Origin of the sequence: Acidovorax soli (assembly GCF_014207955.1) — a bacterium.
GTDB lineage: Bacteria > Pseudomonadota > Gammaproteobacteria > Burkholderiales > Burkholderiaceae_C > Acidovorax > Acidovorax soli_A.
Genome location: NZ_JACHLK010000001.1, coordinates 214,578 through 229,815 on the forward strand (window position 1 = coordinate 214,578; position 15,238 = coordinate 229,815).

Here is a 15,238-nt window from a genome sequence, read left to right on the forward strand (position 1 = left end):
CCGCCCGGCTATAGTTCGCGCCAACCCCAGCAACACGCACCATGGCCAGCGCATCCCCCAAGATCCTCTCCGCAAGCCCCGCCAGCACCGACACGGTGGACAACAGCTACCTGCGCACCCTGGTGGGCTACAACGCGCGGCGCGCCTCGCTGTCCATCATCGAGGTGTTCATGGAGCGCATGGCGGTCTATGGACTCAAGGTGGTGGATTTCTCGGTGCTCTCGCTGGTGGCGCACAACCCCGGCATCACATCGCGCCAGCTGTGCGCCACGCTGGGTGTGCTGCCCCCCAACCTGGTGGGCCTGATCGCCGCGCTGGACCGGCGCGGCCTGATCGAGCGCCGCCCGCACCCGAGCGACGGGCGCGCCATGGGCCTGCACCTGACCCCCGCGGGCGAAGACCTGTGCGGCCAGGCCGAGCAGACTGCAGCGCAGCTGGAGGTGGACGCGACTGCGCGCCTCACGGCGACCGAGCGCAAGACGCTCATCCGCCTGCTGCAAAAGGTCTACGACTGATCCCCTCGCGGCTCAGGCCTTCGCCGGCTTGTCCAACCCCAGCAGCCGCACTGCATTGCCCTTGAGGATGCCGGGCATCACCTCGGGCTTGAAGCCGGCGTCCTGGAAATCCTTCATCCAGCGCTCGGGCGTGATCAGCGGGTAGTCGCTGCCGAACAGGATGCGGTCTTTGAGCAGCGTGTTGGCGTACTGCACCAGTTGCTTGGGAAAGTACTTGGGGCTCCAGCCCGACAGGTCGATCCAGACGTTGGGCTTGTGCGTGGCGACCGAGAGCGCCTCGTCCTGCCACGGAAAGCTTGGGTGCGCCATGACGATCTGCATGTCGGGGAAGTCGATGGCCACGTCGTCCAGGTGCATGGGGTTGCTGTACTCCAGGCGCAGGCCGCCGCCGCAGCGCATGCCACTGCCGATGCCGCTGTGGCCGGTGTGGAAGATGGCCGGCATGCCGTACTCGGCGATCACCTCGTAGATCGGCCAGGCCATCTGGTCGTAGGGGTGGTAGCCCTGCACCGTGGGGTGGAACTTGAAGCCTTTGACACCGTGCTCCTCGATCAGGCGGCGCGCCTCGCGCGCACCCATCTTGCCCTTGTGCGGGTCGATGCTGGCGAAGGCCATCATCATGTCGCTGTTGGCCTTGGCGGCCTCGGCGATCTCCTCGTTGGGGATGCGCCGGCGGCCCATCTTGGACTCGGCATCCACGGTGAACATCACCAGGCCGATCTTCTGCTCGCGGTAGTAGGCCACGGTCTCGGCGATGGTGGGCCGGCGGCCGTTCTTGAAGTACTTGTCGGCGGCGCGGTCGTACTCCTCGCCGTAGTTGTCGAACGGGTTCCAGCAGCTCACTTCGGCGTGGGTGTGGATGTCGATGGCGATCAGGTTCTCGTGGTCCATATGGGTCTCCTATGGGAGCCAGGCTTGCATGGCGCCGCCCTTCAGCATGCACCAGGGCAGGTGGCACGAATCAAGGGTAACTACCAATAAAAAACCGGGCTGGCTTGCTTGAATTGGTTATTAACTATAACCACAATCCACCCATTACGAAAGCCACCATGACCCATCCAGACATCCATTTCGAGCTCTCCGGTGACGAGAAGGAGATCGCCGTCATCCGCCTGACGCGCAGCGCCAAGCGCAACGCCCTGAACGACGGCCTGATCCTGGCCCTGCGCGACCTGTTCGAGAAAATGCCCGCGGGCGTACGCGCTGCCGTGATCGACGGCGAGGGCCCGCACTTTTGCGCCGGCCTGGACCTGTCCGAACTCAAGGAGCGCGACGCCGGCCAGGGCCTGTACCACTCGCGCATGTGGCACGCCGCGCTGGAGCGCGTGCAGTACGGCCCCGTGCCCGTGATCGCTGCGCTGCATGGCGCAGTGGTGGGCGGCGGGCTGGAGCTGGCCAGCGCCTGCCACATCCGCGTGGCCGACGAGTCCACCTTCTACGCGCTGCCCGAGGGCTCGCGCGGCATCTTCGTGGGCGGTGGCGGCGCCGTGCGCATCCCCAAGCTGATCGGCGCGGCGCGCATGACGGACATGATGCTCACCGGCCGCGTTTACAACGCGCAGGACGGCGAGAAGGCCGGCTTCGCCCAGTACCTGGTGCCCGAAGGCCAGGCCTTCGCCAAGGCGCTGGAGCTGGCCGCACGCGTGGCGCAGAACGCGCCGCTGACCAACTACGCGCTGATGCACGCCCTGCCGCGCATTGCCGAGCAGCCGGCGGACCAGGGCTTCCTGACCGAAGCCATGATGGCCGCCATTGCCCAGAGCGCGCCCGAGGCCAAGTCGCGCCTGGCGGACTTCCTGGAAGGCCGCGCCGCCAAGGTCCGCAAGGACTGAGCATCCAACCTGCACCCGCTGGACGACCCCCATGAGCGATCTCTCCACCCCCCTGGCCCCGCCCCGCTACCGCCCCGTGCCCTTCGGCGTCACCCGCGTCAGCGTGCGCGAGGGCGCGCCCGGCGTGCGCTACCTGCAGGCCGACCTGCCGCTGGGCGCCTATGCGCGCCGGGTCACGGACTACCTGGTGCACTGGGCCGAGGCAGAGCCCGAGCGCAGCTTTCTCGCGCGCCGTGTGCAGCACGCGGACGGCAGCACCGGCGACTGGCAGCACATCAGCTACGCCCAGGCGCTTGCCGCGGCGCGCAGCATCGGCCAGGCCCTGCTGGACCGCGGCCTTTCCGCCGAGCGCCCGGTGGTCGTGCTCAGCGAGAACAGCCTGGAGCATGCGCTGATGGCACTGGGCTGCATCTATGCCGGCGTGCCCTACTGCCCGGTCTCGCCCGCCTACGCCACGGTGAGCCAGGACTACGACAAGCTGCGCCATGTGCTGGACACGCTGACCCCGGGCCTGGTGTTTGCGGCCGACGGCGCGCGCTTTGGCCGCGCCATCACGGCCACCGTGGCGGCGGACGTGGAGGTGGTGCTGGCCCAGGGCGCCATCGAAGGCCGCCCAGCCACCACCTTCCAGAGCCTGCGCAACACCGTGGCCACGCCTGCCGTGGATGCGGCCATGCACGCCACGGGGCCGGGCACCATCGTGAAGTTCCTGTTCACCAGCGGCTCCACCAAGATGCCCAAGCCGGTGGTCAACACCCAGCGCATGTGGTGCGCCAACCTGCAGCAGATCACGCTATCGCTGCCGGTGCTGGCCGAAGCCCCGCCGGTGCTGGTGGACTGGCTGCCCTGGAACCACACCTTCGGCAGCAACCACAACTTCGGGCTCACGCTGCAGCATGGCGGCACGCTCTACATCGACGATGGCAAGCCCACCGCTGCGCTGATCGGCGAGACCCTGCGCAACCTGCGCGAGATCGCGCCCACGGTGTACTTCAACGTGCCCACGGGCTTCGAGATGATCGCCGAGGCGATGAAGACCGACGCCGCGCTGCGCCGCCAGTTGCTGTCGCGCGTGCGCATGTTCTTCTACTCGGGCGCGGGCCTGGCCCAGCCCATCTGGGACAGCCTGCACGCCACGCAGGAGGCCGAAATTGGCGAGCGCATCGTCATGTCCACCGGCCTCGGAATGACCGAGTCGGCCCCCTCGGCCATGTTCTGCAACAGCCCCGACGTGCGCTCGGGCCACATCGGCGCGCCCGTGCCGGGCATGGTGCTCAAGCTGGTCGACGTGGACGGCAAGACCGAGGTGCGCTACCGCGGCCCCAACGTGACGCCGGGCTACTGGCGTTCGGACGCCGCTACGCGCGAGGCCTTCGACGACGAGGGTTACCTGTGCACGGGCGACGCCGTGCAATGGATCGACGAGCAGGACATCCACCGCGGCCTGCGCTTCGACGGCCGCATCGCCGAGGACTTCAAGCTCTCCACCGGCACCTTCGTGAGCGTGGGCCCCATGCGCGCCAAGATCGTCGTGGCCGGCGCCCCCTACATCCAGGACGCGGTGCTCACCGGCCTGAACCAGAAGGAAGTGGGCGCCCTGCTGTTCCTCTCACCCGCCTGCCGCGAGGTGAGCGGCCTGGGCGCCGATGCCCCCTGGGCCGAGGTGATCGTCAGCACCGGTGTGCGCCAGCGCATCCAGGCCGTCATCGACCACCTGGCACGCGAATCCACGGGCAGTGCCAGCCGCGTGGCGCGCGCACTGCTGATGGCCGAGCCGCCCTCGCTCGACAAGGGCGAGATCACCGACAAGGGCTCCATCAACCAGCGCGCCGTGCTCAAGCACCGCGATGCCCTGGTGCAGGCCCTGCACGACGGCACCGCGCCCGGGACCCTCGTCCCTGCCGCCTGAAGCCCACCACCCAAAGGACATATTCCATGCAGATCCAAGGACAGACCGCCCTCGTCACCGGCGCCGCATCGGGCCTGGGCGAGGCCACCGCCCGCGAACTGGCGCGCCTGGGCGCCAAGGTCGCGGTGCTCGACGTGAACACCGCGCTGGCCGGCCAGGTGGCCGACAGCATCAACGCACAGCATGGCGCCGGCACCGCCGTGGCCTGCGCCTGCGACATCACCCAGACCGATAGCGTGGTGGCCGCCCTGACCCAGGCCGAGGCCGCCCTGGGCCCGGCGCGCATCCTCATGAACGTGGCCGGCATCGGCAGCGCCAAGCGCGTGGTGCAACGCGATGGCAGCGCCGCGCCGCTCGAAGACTTCGCCCGCGTGGTGGGTATCAACCTCATCGGCAGCTACAACATCAGCCGGCTGTTCGCGGCGGCCTGCGCCAAGCTGGCCCCCCTTTCCAACGGCGAGCGCGGCGTGATGGTGTTCACCGCCTCGGTGGCGGCCTTCGACGGCCAGGTGGGCCAGCAGGCCTACAGCGCCTCCAAGGGCGGCCTGGTGGGCATGACCCTGCCCATGGCACGCGACCTGGCGCAGCACGGCATCCGCGTGTGCACGGTGGCGCCCGGCCTGTTCGCCACCCCGCTCATGAAGGAGCTGCCCGAGGCCGTGCAGCAGTCGCTGGCCGCGAGCATCCCCTTCCCGCCGCGCCTGGGCAAGCCTGAAGAGTTCGCCGAGCTCGCGTCCCACATCGTGACCAACGGCCACCTCAACGGCGAGGTGATCCGGCTCGATGGCGCCCTGCGCATGGCGCCCAGATAGCCCCTTCCTGTTCCCTGCCCCGTCAACACACCATACCTATACCGGAGACAAGCATGACGACGACACGACGCCACCTTTTGCAAACCCTGGGCAGCGCTGCCGCCCTCGGTGCGCTCTACCCCCTGTCCGCCTTCGCGCAGGCGCTGGACCAGGTCAAGATCATGTACGGCTTTCCAGCCGGCAGCGCGGGCGACAGCGTGGCCCGCCGAGTGGCCGAAAAGCTGGGCGGCACGGCCTACAGCAAGAACCCGGGCTTCGTCGAGAACAAGCCGGGTGCCGGCGGCCGCATCGCGGTGGAAACGCTGAAGAACTCGCCCGCCGACGGCTCGGTGCTCACCCTGGCACCGGTATCGGCCCTGTCGGTGTACCCGCACATCTACCCCAAGCTGAGCTACAAGCCCGAGGACGTGGTGCCCGTCTCCATCGGCGCGATCATGCACCACGGCCTGGCCGTGGGCCCGGCCGTGCCGGCCGAGGTGAAGACGCTCAAGGACTTCCTGGCCTGGGCCAAGGCCAATCCGGAGAAGGCCAGCTACGGCTCGCCCGGCGCGGGCTCCATGCCGCACCTGCTGGGTGCGCTGCTGGGCATCCGCTCGGGGGTGGAGCTCAAGCACGTGCCCTACCGGGGCACCGTGCCCAGCATCACCGACCTGGTGGGCGGCCAGATCGCTGCTGCCATGAATCCCAGCGGCGACTACCTGCAGTACATGAAGACCGGCCGCGTGCGCGTGCTGGCCACCTCGGGCAAGAAGCGCTCGCCCTACCTACCCGACGTTCCCACCTTCATCGAGCTGGGCTATCCCGACGTCACCTCCGAGGAATGGTTCGGCTTCTACGCCCCGGCCAAGACGCCTGCGGCCACGCTGGCCAGCGCCAATGCGGCCATCACCGGCGCGCTGAAAGACAAGACCGTGATTGACGCGCTGGGCGTCGTCGGCCTGGTGGCCCATGGCAGCACGGCGCAGGAAATGCTAGCCGACCAGAAGGCCGAGTTCGAGCGCTGGGGCCCGCTGGTCAAGCAGATCGGGTTCACTGCAGAGTCTTGATTGCGGATTGGCGCCTCCTGAGGGGGCGCCTCCGGATCCACGGTGGCTCTGGCCTTGGGCCGAGCCAGTTGCCACGGCCATGGGTAAACGACGGACATTGGAAGCACGATCAGCATGCAAGCACACCAGACCCTGGCCGATATCCAGCACCTGCTGAACGAGGTGCTTGCAGCCCCTGCGCAGTGGCAGGCGCTGGCACCGTTTACCGACACCGATGGCGACCTGGCGGCGCAGGTGCTGGACGAGGCCGCGAAGTTCGTCGACAGTGCCGTCGCTCCGCTGCAGCGCAGTGGCGATGAAGAAGGTTGCCGCTTCGAGGCGGGCACCGTCACCACGCCGGCCGGGTTCCGCGCGGCCTACCAGGACTTCTGGCAGGCGGGCTGGCCGTCGCTGGCCTGTGCGCCCGAAGACGGTGGCCAGGGCCTGCCGGCGGTGCTCGAATGCGTGCTCTACGAATGGCTGGCCGGTGCCAACCATGGCTGGACCATGGCGCCCGGCTTGCTGCATGGTGCCTACGAATGCCTGCGCCACCATGGCAGCGAGGCGCTCAAGGCGCAGTACCTGCCCAGGATCGCCAGCGGCGAGTGGCTGGCCACCATGTGCCTGACCGAAGCCCACGCCGGCAGCGACCTGGGCCTGGTGCGCACGCGCGGCGTGCCGCAGGCCGATGGCAGCGTGCGCGTGAACGGCAGCAAGATCTTCATCTCCGGCGGTGAGCACGACCTCACCGACAACATCGTGCACCTGGTGCTGGCGCGCCTGCCCGATGCGCCGGCCGGCCCCAAGGGCTTGTCGCTGTTCCTGGTGCCCAAGTTGCTGCCGGGCGGTGAGCGCAATGCCGTGGTGTGCGAGCGCATCGAGGAAAAGATGGGCCTGCACGGCAGCCCCACCTGCGTGATGCGCTTCGACGATGCCACCGGCTGGCTCGTGGGCCAACCCCACCAGGGCCTGGCCGCCATGTTCGTGATGATGAATGCCGCGCGCCTGCATGTGGGCCTGCAGGGGCTGGGCCTGCTGGAGGCGGCGTGGCAAAAGGCCAGCGCTTATGCCCAGGAGCGCCGCCAGATGCGTGCGCCCAAGGCACCGGGCAGTGCAGCCTCTACAGGCCCCGACCCGATCGCCCGGCACCCGGCCATGCGCCGCATCCTGACCACGCAGCGCGCCTGGATCGACGGCGGGCGCGTGCTGGCCTACCACACGGCCCTGCAGCTCGACCTGGCGCACCACCATGCTGACGCCACCGAGCGCGCCGCGGCCCAGCGCTGGTGCGCACTGGTCACGCCCGTGCTCAAGGCCGCGCTGACCGACCAGGCCTTCCATGGCGCGAGCGCCTGCCTGCAGGTCTTCGGCGGCCATGGCTATGTGCGCGAATGGGGCATCGAGCAGGTGGTGCGCGATGCGCGCGTGGCCATGATCTACGAGGGCACGAACGAGATCCAGGCCATCGACCTGCTGGTGCGCAAGGTACTGGCCGATGGGGGCCAGGGCCTGTGCGCGCTGCTCGCCTCGCTTCGCCATGGCCTGCCGCAGGACGACGCCGCCAACGCCCGGCGCAATGCGCTGGCCGACACCACGCGCGCCCTGGCCGCCGCCGCGGCCACCGAGCCAGAGCTGCCCTACTGGGTGGCCGACGACTACCTGCGCGCCGTGGCCCTGGTGCTGCTGGAATGGGCCTGGGCACGCATCGCCGCCGCCCCTGCCAGCCAGGGCCCGCGCTGGGCCGAACCGGCCGAGGCCTTCGCCACCTGGGTGCTGCCCGAATTCGACATGCGCCTGGCCATCATCCGCCAGCGCCTGTCCACCGCCGCTGCCGACGTCCACCGACGTACCGCGCCCGCCATGGCTGCCGCCTGACGGTCCACGCCCTTCCAGTTCCGCATTCCCCCGCCCCCAGCGCTCCGAGGCCGCGCTGCGGGTCTGCCTGCCTGCGCCTTGCAACAACACACGAGGAGACAACACCATGAAGAAGAGGAACGAGGGTATCTGGAACCTGCACGGCCTGGGCCGCCCCCTGGCATGGGCGGCCCTGCCGGCAGCGGCACTGCTGGTCGCCGGCTGCGGCGGGTCGGACGGTGGGCTGCGGCAATTGTCGGCGGCATCGCCGGGCACCTTGCAATCCTGCGCCAACCTGGCGACCACGCTGGCCCTGCCCAACACGCGCATCACCTCCGCCGCCCCCGTGGCCGAGGGTGAACTCAAGGCCACTGGCGTGAACACGCCCATCCCGGCACACTGCCTGGTCAAGGGCGCGATGAACCAACGCACCAGCGCGGTCGACGGCAACAGCTATGCCATCGGTTTCGAGATGCGCATGCCCGTCGCCTGGAACGGCCGCTTCCTCTACCAGGCCAACGGCGGCCTGGACGGCAGCGTGGTGACCGCCCTGGGCGCGACCAGCGGCGGCGCACCCGTGGCACCGGCCCTGAGCCAGGGCTTCGCGGTGCTCAGCTCCGACGCGGGCCACAGCGCGCCCACGCCCTTCTTCGGTGTGGACCCGCAGGCCCGGCTGGACTATGGCTACACGGCCGTGGGCAGCCTCACGCCCATGGCCAAGGACCTCATCAAGAGCGCCTACGGCAAGGCGCCCGACCGCTCCTACTTCGCCGGCTGCTCCAACGGCGGGCGCCATGCCATGGTGGCCGCTTCGCGCTATGCAGACCAGTACGACGGCATCCTGGCCGGCAACCCGGGCTTTCACCTGCCCAAGGCGGCCACGGCCCAGTTGTGGAAGGCCCAGCAGTACGCCAAGGTCTCCACACCCGACGCGAACGGCCAGCCCGACCTGAACACCTCGGTCACCGCCGCCGAATACAAGCTGCTGGGCAGCCGCATCCTGGCCAAATGCGATGCGCTCGACGGCGTGACCGATGGCCAGGTCAACGACGTGGCAGCCTGCCAGAGCGCCTTCAACCTGCAGACCGATGTACCCAGCTGCGCACCGGGTGCCGCGCGCGATGGCAGCTGCCTGACCCCGGCCCAGAAGACCGTGCTGGCCGACATCTTCGCAGGCCCCAAGAACAGCAAGGGCGAAGCGCTGTACACCGGCACCTGGTTCGACCCGGGCGTGGGCGGCACCAACTTCGCGCAGTGGCACCTGGGCTCGCCCGCCACGCGCGATGCGGGGGCCGTGGCCTTCATCTTCACCTCACCCCCGTCCACGGTAGCCGCCTTCAGTGCGACCACGGGTCTGCAATACGCCCTGGCCTTCAGCATGGAGACCGACTACCCGAAGATGTTCGCCACCAGCGCGCTCTACCCCGAGTCGCCCTGGTCCTTCATGACGCCGCCCAATGAGGCCGACCTGGGCACCCTGAAGGAGCGGGGCGCCAAGATGATGGTCTACCACGGCATCGCCGACGGCGTGTTTTCGCCGGTGGATACCGCGAACTGGATGGACCGCCTGCAGGCCAACCACCAAGGCAATGCCGCCAGCTTTGCGCGCCTGTACATGGTGCCCGGCATGAACCACTGCTCGGGCGGCCCGGCCACCGACCAGTTCGACATGCTGGCCCCGCTGGTGCAATGGGTGGAACAGGGCAAGGCCCCCGACACCGTGCTGGCCCAGGCGCGTGGCGCCGGTGCCAACGTGGTGAACGCCGAGCTGCCCGCCAGCTGGTCGGCCAACCGCACGCGCCCGCTGTGCGTCTACCCCAAGGTGGCGCGCTACAACGGCACGGGCGACGTGGAATCGGCCAGCAGCTTCAGTTGCAAGTGACCGGCTGATTGCCGGGTAGCCACCCGGTCACAGCGGTAACAGGGGGTGAGTGCGATGACGCTCATCCCCTTGGCGCAGGCACACTGCATCCATGTTGTGAACTCCATAAGGACCACGCCATGGAAACCCAGGAACTGCACCGCGGCCGACTGATCGACCACATCCAGCTGGTGGTGCGCGATCTGCCGGCCAGCCAGGCCTTCTACAGCGCCATCTTCGAGGTGCTCGGGGTACCGATGGGTGGCACGGCCGAAGACTATTTCTGGGCCGATGAGCTGTTCGTCTCCACCTCGAAGAGCGCCGCCGCCCAGGGCCACCTCACCGGCCGCCACCACCTGGCCTTCCAGGCGCAGGACGAGGCCATGGTGCAGGCCTTTTACAAGGCGGCGCTGGCCCACGGCGGCAAGGACAACGGCGCCCCTGGCGAGCGCCCCTACCACCCCGGCTACTACGCGGCCTTTGTGCTCGACCCCGATGGCAACAACATCGAGGCCGTGTTCCATGGCAAGGCGCAGCGCAATGCGCCTTCGGTCAAGATCACGTTCTAGCCTCCGCAAAACGGTGGATGGTGCGGCCGTGCGCATCCACGGCCACCGTCACAGGGAAGTCCACCACCTCGAATTCGTGGATGGCCTCCATGCCCAGGTCGGCAAAGGCCAGCACCCGCGCCTTGCGGATCGCACGCGAGAGCAGGTAGGCAGCGCCGCCCGTCGCGGCCAGATAGGCAGCGCCATGCTTTCGAATGGACGCAATCGCTTCGGGCCCCCGCTCGGCCTTGCCCACCATGGCCAGCAGCCCGGTCTGCGCGAGCAGCGGCTCCACGAAGCGGTCCATGCGCGTGGCGGTGGTCGGGCCGGCCGGGCCCACGGCCTCGCCGGCCACGGCGTCCACCGGGCCCACGTAGTACAGGGTGCGGCCGCGCAGTTCCACCGGCAGCGGCTCGCCGCGCTGCAGCAGGTCCACCAGGCGCTTGTGCGCGGCATCGCGCGCGGTGAGCAGGGTGCCCGTGAGCAGCAGGGTCTGGCCCACCTTCCATTGGCCGACTTCGGCGCGGTCCAGCGTGTCCAGGTCCACGCGCACGGCGTCCTCCACCGTGAAGTGCTCGGGGATGCCTTCCCAGGCATCGAGCGCCAGGTCCGGCAGCGGAGCCGGGCCTGACCCGTCCAGCGTGAGGTGCAGGTAGCGCGTGGCCGCACAGTTGGGGATCAGCGCCACCGGAATCGTGGCCGCATGGCAGGGCGCGGTGCGCACTTTCACATCGAGCACGGCCGAGAGCCCCCCGAGCCCCTGCGCGCCAATGCCCAGTGCATTGCTGCGCGCGTACAGGTCCAACCGCAGCGCTTCCTCGGGCGTGGCCACGCCGCGTGCGCGCAGTGCGTCGATGTCGATGGCATCGAACAGCGAGCGTTTGGCCAGCAGCATGGCCTGCTCGGGGCTGCCGCCGATGCCGATGCCCAGCACGCCCGGCGGGCACCAGCCCGCGCCCATGCCGGGCAGTTGCGCCAGCACCCAGTCGGCCACGCTGTCGCTGGGGTTGAGTGTGGCAAAGCGCGCCTTGACGTCGCCGCCACCGCCCTTGGCCACCACCAGCAGCTCCAGCGCATCGCCCTCCACCAACTCGCAGTGCACGACGGAGGGCGTGTTGTCGCGCGTGTTGGTGCGCGCGCCCAGCGGGTCGGCCACCATGGTCGCGCGCAACGGGTTGCCGGGGTCGCCATAGGCCGTGCGCACCGCCTCGTCGACCACCGCCTGCAGGCTGCGCAGCGGACCACCGTCATGGCGCACAAAGGCCACGCCCATGCCGATGCGCAGAAACACCTGGGCCACGCCCGTGTCCTGGCACAGCGGGCGCCGGCCCAAGGCCGCCATGCGGCTGTTGACCAGCAGCTGGCCCATGGCGGCGCGCGCCGGCGCATGGGTCTCGGCCGCATGCGCGCGGCGCAGCGCACGCACGAAGTCGGGCGGATGCCGGTGGCTGATGAACTGCAGCGCCTGGGCGATGCTCGTGGCCAGGTCTTCCTGCGCGATGCGGGTCATGGGTTGTTTATCGCTCAGTCGATCTGGATCTTGGCGTCGGTCGCCACCTTGCGCCACTTCTCCACCTCGGCTGCCGTGTGCTTGGCAAAGGCGTCAGGCGCGTACTGCGCCTCGGGCAGCATGTGGATGCCCTGGGCCGCCATGCGCGCCGTCCAGGTCTTGTCGGCCAGGGCCTTGAGGTAGGCCTGGTGGAGCTTTTGCACCACGTCCTTGGGCGCGCCCTTGGGGGCGTACAGGCCGTACCAGGTGGCGGCCTCGAAGCCAGGCAGGGTCTTGTCGGCGAGCGGAGCCACGTTGGGGTACTGCTGCGGCATGGGTTGGAGCGAGGTCAGCGCAATCGCGTTGAGCCGCCCGCCCGTGACCTGGGGAAGCGCCGTGTTGCTCTGGTCGAACATGGCCTCCACCTGGCCGCCCACCAGGTCGTTCATGGCCGGGGCCGCGCCCTTGTACGAGATGGAGGTGACCTCGATGCCGGCGCGCGACTCGAACAGCGCCGCGATCAGGTGCGAGGTGGAGCCCACGCCGGCATTGCCGAAGTTGATCTTGCGCGGGTTGGCCTTGGCCGCGGCGATCAGCTCGGCCGCCGTCTTGTAGGGCGAGCTCTTGGGCACCAGCAGCACCAGCGGCGTATCGGGAAAGCGGAACACCGCGTCGAAGTCCTTGACCGGGTCGTAGGCCAGCTTCTTGTACAGCGACGGCGCGGCGCCCATGTAGCCCATGTGGCCGACCAGGAAGGTGTAGCCATCGGGCGCCGACTTGGCAGCCTTGGCCGCGCCGATGGTGCCGCCCGCGCCGGCCGCGTTCTCGATCACGATGGACTGGCCGACCTGGCGCCCCACCTTGTCGGCAATGTCGCGTGCCATGGCATCGGTGGGGCCGCCCGCCGCAAACGGCACGATCCAGGTGATCGGCTTGGCGGGCCAGGCCGGCTGGGCGTGGGCGAAGGTGGCGGCGCACAGCAATGCGGCGGCCGCACCAAGGGTCTTGGCGGTGTTCATGGACGGGTCTCCTGGAATGGTTGTGGGAAGGAACGGAAAACGCAAGCGGGCGGTGATCGGGGGTACTCAGCAGCCGGCCGCAGCCGCCGCCGACGCGGCCAGGGCGCGGTCCACCATGGCGGGGGCCAGGCCCAGGTAGTTGGCGGGGTCGGTGAGCCGGTCGATGGCCGCGCGGTCGAAGTGGCGCACCACCTCGGGCAGCGCGGCCAGGGCCTCGGCCAGGGTGCCGCCCTGCTCGTTGACGGTGCGGCAGGCGCCGTAGACCACGTCGTGCGCCTGCTGGCGGCCCATGGCGGGGGCCAGGCCCATCATCACGGCCTCGGCCACAATCAGTCCGCGGCTGATGCCGAGATTGCTGCGCATGCGCGCCTCGTCCACGATCAGGCCACCCAGCGCGAACTTGGCCTGGTGCAGCGCGCCGGCGGTGAGGACGAAACTCTCGGGCAGCGCCAGCCATTCGGCATGCCAGGGGCCAGTGGCGCGCTCGAAGTCCTGCACCATGGCGTCGAGCATCAGCCCCGCCTGCTGGCGCACGGCCTTGGAGGCCGCCAGCATCAGCTCGCTGGAGATGGGGTTGCGCTTTTGCGGCATGGTGCTGCTCGCGCCCCGGCCCTTCACGAAGGGCTCGTACACCTCGCCGAACTCGGTGGAGGCCATGACCATGATGTCCAGCGCGATCTTGCCCAGCGAGCCGGTGACCAGGGCCAGCAGGTTCACCGCCTCGGCAAAGCCGTCACGCGCCACATGCCAGGTGGTCACGGGCACGGCCAGGCCCAGTTCATCGGCCAGCGCGGCCTGCACCTCGAAGCCCTTGTCGCCGAGCGAGGCCAGCGTGCCCGCGGCCCCGGCGAACTGCACCACCAGCACGCGCTTGCGCAGCTCGGCCAGGCGCTCCTGGTGGCGGTCGAACATGGCCAGCCAGATGGCCACCTTGTAGCCGAAGGTCACGGGCAGGGCCTGCTGCAGGTGGGTGCGGCCGGCCATGGGCGAGTCGCGGTGCTTTGCCGCCAGCGCCGCGAGGATGCCGCGCAGCTCGCGGATATCGGCCTCCACCAGCGCCAGGCCATCGCGCAGCTGCAGCACGTTGGCCGTGTCCATGATGTCCTGCGTGGTCGCGCCCCAGTGCACGTAGCGCCCGGCCTCGCCGCACATCTCCACGAGCTGGTGCACCAGCGGCAGGATGGGGTAGCCCACGATGTCGGTCTCGTGCCGCATGTGGTCGAAGTCCACGCGCTCCAGGCGCGACGCGTGGGCGATGGCCTCGGCCGCCTCGGCCGGGATCACGCCGCAGCGCGCCTCGGCACGGGCCAGGGCCACCTCCACCTCGATGTAGCGCGCGATCAGCGTGCGGTCGGAGAACACCTCGCGCATGCGCGGCGTGCCGAAGGCATCGCGGAACAGCACCGAATCGAGCACCGTGCTGGCGGGGGAAAACAGGGAAGAGGACATGGCAGGCCGATATGTTGATAAAATACGAACATATATAAATGTTCGAACAAATACGCTGGTGTGAACTGTAGATATGTTCGAACAAAACTCGGCCTGGGGTTTTCCCTAGGCAGGACGCTGCCTGCATGACCACCGCTGCCAAGAACACCCAACCCGACCTCGCCCGCGACCTGTCCGAAGGCATCGCCTCCGGCCGCTTTGCCGTGGGCACGCTGCTGCCCACCGAGTTCGAGCTGTGCGCGCAGTACGGGCTGAGCCGCTACGCCGTGCGCAAGGCGCTGGACGGGCTGCAGGAGCTGGGCCTGATCTCGCGGCGCAAGAACGTGGGCACGCGCGTGGAGGCCCAGCGGCCCCAGGCCGGCTTCACGCAGTCCATCGCCACCGTGGAAGAACTGGCCCGCTTCGGCGCCGAGCACATGCGCACGGTGCAATCCGTCCACGAGGTGGTCGCGGACCTGGCCCTCGCCCAGCACCTGGGCTGCCCCGGCGGCACGCGCTGGCTGCACATCGCCTGCCTGCGCATGGAAGGCGGCAGCACGCGCAAGGCGCGCCCCATCTGCTGGCTCGACCTGTACATCGACCCGGCGTACGCCGACATCGGCCCCATCGTGCGCGACGCGCCCGAGACGCTGGCCAGCACCCTCATCGAGGAGCGCTATGGCCGGCGCATCGCGCGCATCCGCCAGGACATCGAGGCCGTGCTGGTGCCGCGCGAACATGCCGAGGCCCTGCGCGCCGAGGCCGGTGCGCCCGCGCTCAAGATCACGCGCCACTACCTCGACGCGGCCGACCAGGTGTTCGAGATCTCGGTCTCGCTGCACCCGGCGGACCGGTTCAAGTTCTCACAGGAACTCACCCGTTCGCGCGAGTAACAACGCTGCTGCTACCGTACTGACAAGCCGCTGTCAGCAGCAGGTCATCACCA

13 protein-coding genes are annotated in these 15,238 nt (G+C 69.3%); 9 read left to right on the top strand and 4 right to left on the bottom strand.

Annotated features, from left to right (window positions below; translation table 11 throughout):
• The first annotated feature begins 41 nt into the window (after positions 1-41).
• Positions 42-515 carry a MarR family winged helix-turn-helix transcriptional regulator gene (locus HNP48_RS01010; RefSeq protein WP_184854986.1) on the top strand — a complete coding sequence of 158 codons (474 nt, stop codon included), beginning with the start codon at positions 42-44 and terminating at the stop codon, positions 513-515.
• A gap of 12 nt (positions 516-527) precedes the next feature.
• Here the strand turns inward: HNP48_RS01010 and HNP48_RS01015 are convergent, their stop codons facing one another.
• Positions 528-1,406, bottom strand: a complete 879-nt coding sequence (locus HNP48_RS01015) for an amidohydrolase family protein (protein ID WP_184854987.1) — start codon at positions 1,404-1,406, stop codon at positions 528-530.
• A 158-nt stretch (positions 1,407-1,564) separates the two neighbouring features.
• Between HNP48_RS01015 and HNP48_RS01020 the strand changes: the two genes are divergently transcribed.
• The 7 genes from HNP48_RS01020 to HNP48_RS01050 all read left to right on the top strand — a co-directional run bounded on the left by HNP48_RS01020 (position 1,565) and on the right by HNP48_RS01050 (position 10,377).
• A complete protein-coding gene (locus HNP48_RS01020) occupies positions 1,565-2,347 on the top strand; it encodes a crotonase/enoyl-CoA hydratase family protein (protein WP_184854988.1) in 783 nt (260 codons plus the stop codon).
• Positions 2,348-2,378: 31 nt separating this feature from the next.
• Entirely contained in the window at positions 2,379-4,256 is a 1,878-nt protein-coding gene (locus tag HNP48_RS01025) for a feruloyl-CoA synthase (protein ID WP_184854989.1), read from the top strand.
• 26 nt (positions 4,257-4,282) lie between these two features.
• Entirely contained in the window at positions 4,283-5,068 is a 786-nt protein-coding gene (locus tag HNP48_RS01030; protein WP_184854990.1) for an SDR family NAD(P)-dependent oxidoreductase, read from the top strand.
• Between the two features lie 53 nt (positions 5,069-5,121).
• Positions 5,122-6,114 carry a Bug family tripartite tricarboxylate transporter substrate binding protein gene (locus HNP48_RS01035; RefSeq protein WP_184854991.1) on the top strand — a complete coding sequence of 331 codons (993 nt, stop codon included), beginning with the start codon at positions 5,122-5,124 and terminating at the stop codon, positions 6,112-6,114.
• Positions 6,115-6,228: 114 nt separating this feature from the next.
• The gene (locus tag HNP48_RS01040; RefSeq protein ID WP_184854992.1) at positions 6,229-7,968 is read left to right on the top strand and encodes an acyl-CoA dehydrogenase family protein; all 1,740 of its coding nucleotides are present in this window, start codon (positions 6,229-6,231) and stop codon (positions 7,966-7,968) included.
• Positions 7,969-8,074: 106 nt separating this feature from the next.
• A complete protein-coding gene (locus HNP48_RS01045; RefSeq protein WP_184854993.1) occupies positions 8,075-9,829 on the top strand; it encodes a tannase/feruloyl esterase family alpha/beta hydrolase in 1,755 nt (584 codons plus the stop codon).
• Between the two features lie 119 nt (positions 9,830-9,948).
• On the top strand, positions 9,949-10,377 hold the full coding sequence (locus tag HNP48_RS01050; protein WP_184854994.1) for a VOC family protein: 429 nt from the start codon (positions 9,949-9,951) through the stop codon (positions 10,375-10,377).
• Here HNP48_RS01050 and HNP48_RS01055 read toward each other — a convergent pair.
• The 3 genes from HNP48_RS01055 to pcaB all read right to left on the bottom strand — a co-directional run bounded on the left by HNP48_RS01055 (position 10,367) and on the right by pcaB (position 14,313).
• A complete protein-coding gene (locus tag HNP48_RS01055; RefSeq protein ID WP_184854995.1) occupies positions 10,367-11,866 on the bottom strand; it encodes a fumarate hydratase in 1,500 nt (499 codons plus the stop codon). The two genes, HNP48_RS01050 and HNP48_RS01055, sit on opposite strands and share 11 nt — an antisense overlap.
• 14 nt (positions 11,867-11,880) lie before the next feature.
• Positions 11,881-12,864: a tripartite tricarboxylate transporter substrate-binding protein gene (locus HNP48_RS01060; protein WP_184854996.1), complete on the bottom strand. Its 984-nt coding sequence runs from the start codon at positions 12,862-12,864 to the stop codon at positions 11,881-11,883.
• Positions 12,865-12,930: 66 nt separating this feature from the next.
• Positions 12,931-14,313 carry a 3-carboxy-cis,cis-muconate cycloisomerase gene (pcaB, locus tag HNP48_RS01065; protein WP_184854997.1) on the bottom strand — a complete coding sequence of 461 codons (1,383 nt, stop codon included), beginning with the start codon at positions 14,311-14,313 and terminating at the stop codon, positions 12,931-12,933.
• Positions 14,314-14,438: 125 nt separating this feature from the next.
• Here pcaB and HNP48_RS01070 point away from each other — a divergent pair, with 125 nt between their 5' ends.
• Positions 14,439-15,185 (top strand): GntR family transcriptional regulator, encoded by a 747-nt coding sequence (locus HNP48_RS01070; RefSeq protein WP_184854998.1) that lies wholly within the window; start codon positions 14,439-14,441, stop codon positions 15,183-15,185.
• The last annotated feature ends 53 nt before the right edge of the window (positions 15,186-15,238 follow it).

Coding starts and splice junctions, on each gene's coding strand:
- HNP48_RS01040 (WP_184854992.1), top strand. CDS start 6,229: ATGCAAGCACACCAGACCCTGGCCGATATCCAGCACCTGCTGAACGAG.
- HNP48_RS01025 (WP_184854989.1), top strand. CDS start 2,379: ATGAGCGATCTCTCCACCCCCCTGGCCCCGCCCCGCTACCGCCCCGTG.
- HNP48_RS01015 (WP_184854987.1), bottom strand. CDS start 1,406: ATGGACCACGAGAACCTGATCGCCATCGACATCCACACCCACGCCGAA.
- HNP48_RS01045 (WP_184854993.1), top strand. CDS start 8,075: ATGAAGAAGAGGAACGAGGGTATCTGGAACCTGCACGGCCTGGGCCGC.
- HNP48_RS01055 (WP_184854995.1), bottom strand. CDS start 11,866: ATGACCCGCATCGCGCAGGAAGACCTGGCCACGAGCATCGCCCAGGCG.
- HNP48_RS01060 (WP_184854996.1), bottom strand. CDS start 12,864: ATGAACACCGCCAAGACCCTTGGTGCGGCCGCCGCATTGCTGTGCGCC.
- pcaB (WP_184854997.1), bottom strand. CDS start 14,313: ATGTCCTCTTCCCTGTTTTCCCCCGCCAGCACGGTGCTCGATTCGGTG.
- HNP48_RS01010 (WP_184854986.1), top strand. CDS start 42: ATGGCCAGCGCATCCCCCAAGATCCTCTCCGCAAGCCCCGCCAGCACC.
- HNP48_RS01070 (WP_184854998.1), top strand. CDS start 14,439: ATGACCACCGCTGCCAAGAACACCCAACCCGACCTCGCCCGCGACCTG.
- HNP48_RS01020 (WP_184854988.1), top strand. CDS start 1,565: ATGACCCATCCAGACATCCATTTCGAGCTCTCCGGTGACGAGAAGGAG.
- HNP48_RS01050 (WP_184854994.1), top strand. CDS start 9,949: ATGGAAACCCAGGAACTGCACCGCGGCCGACTGATCGACCACATCCAG.
- HNP48_RS01030 (WP_184854990.1), top strand. CDS start 4,283: ATGCAGATCCAAGGACAGACCGCCCTCGTCACCGGCGCCGCATCGGGC.
- HNP48_RS01035 (WP_184854991.1), top strand. CDS start 5,122: ATGACGACGACACGACGCCACCTTTTGCAAACCCTGGGCAGCGCTGCC.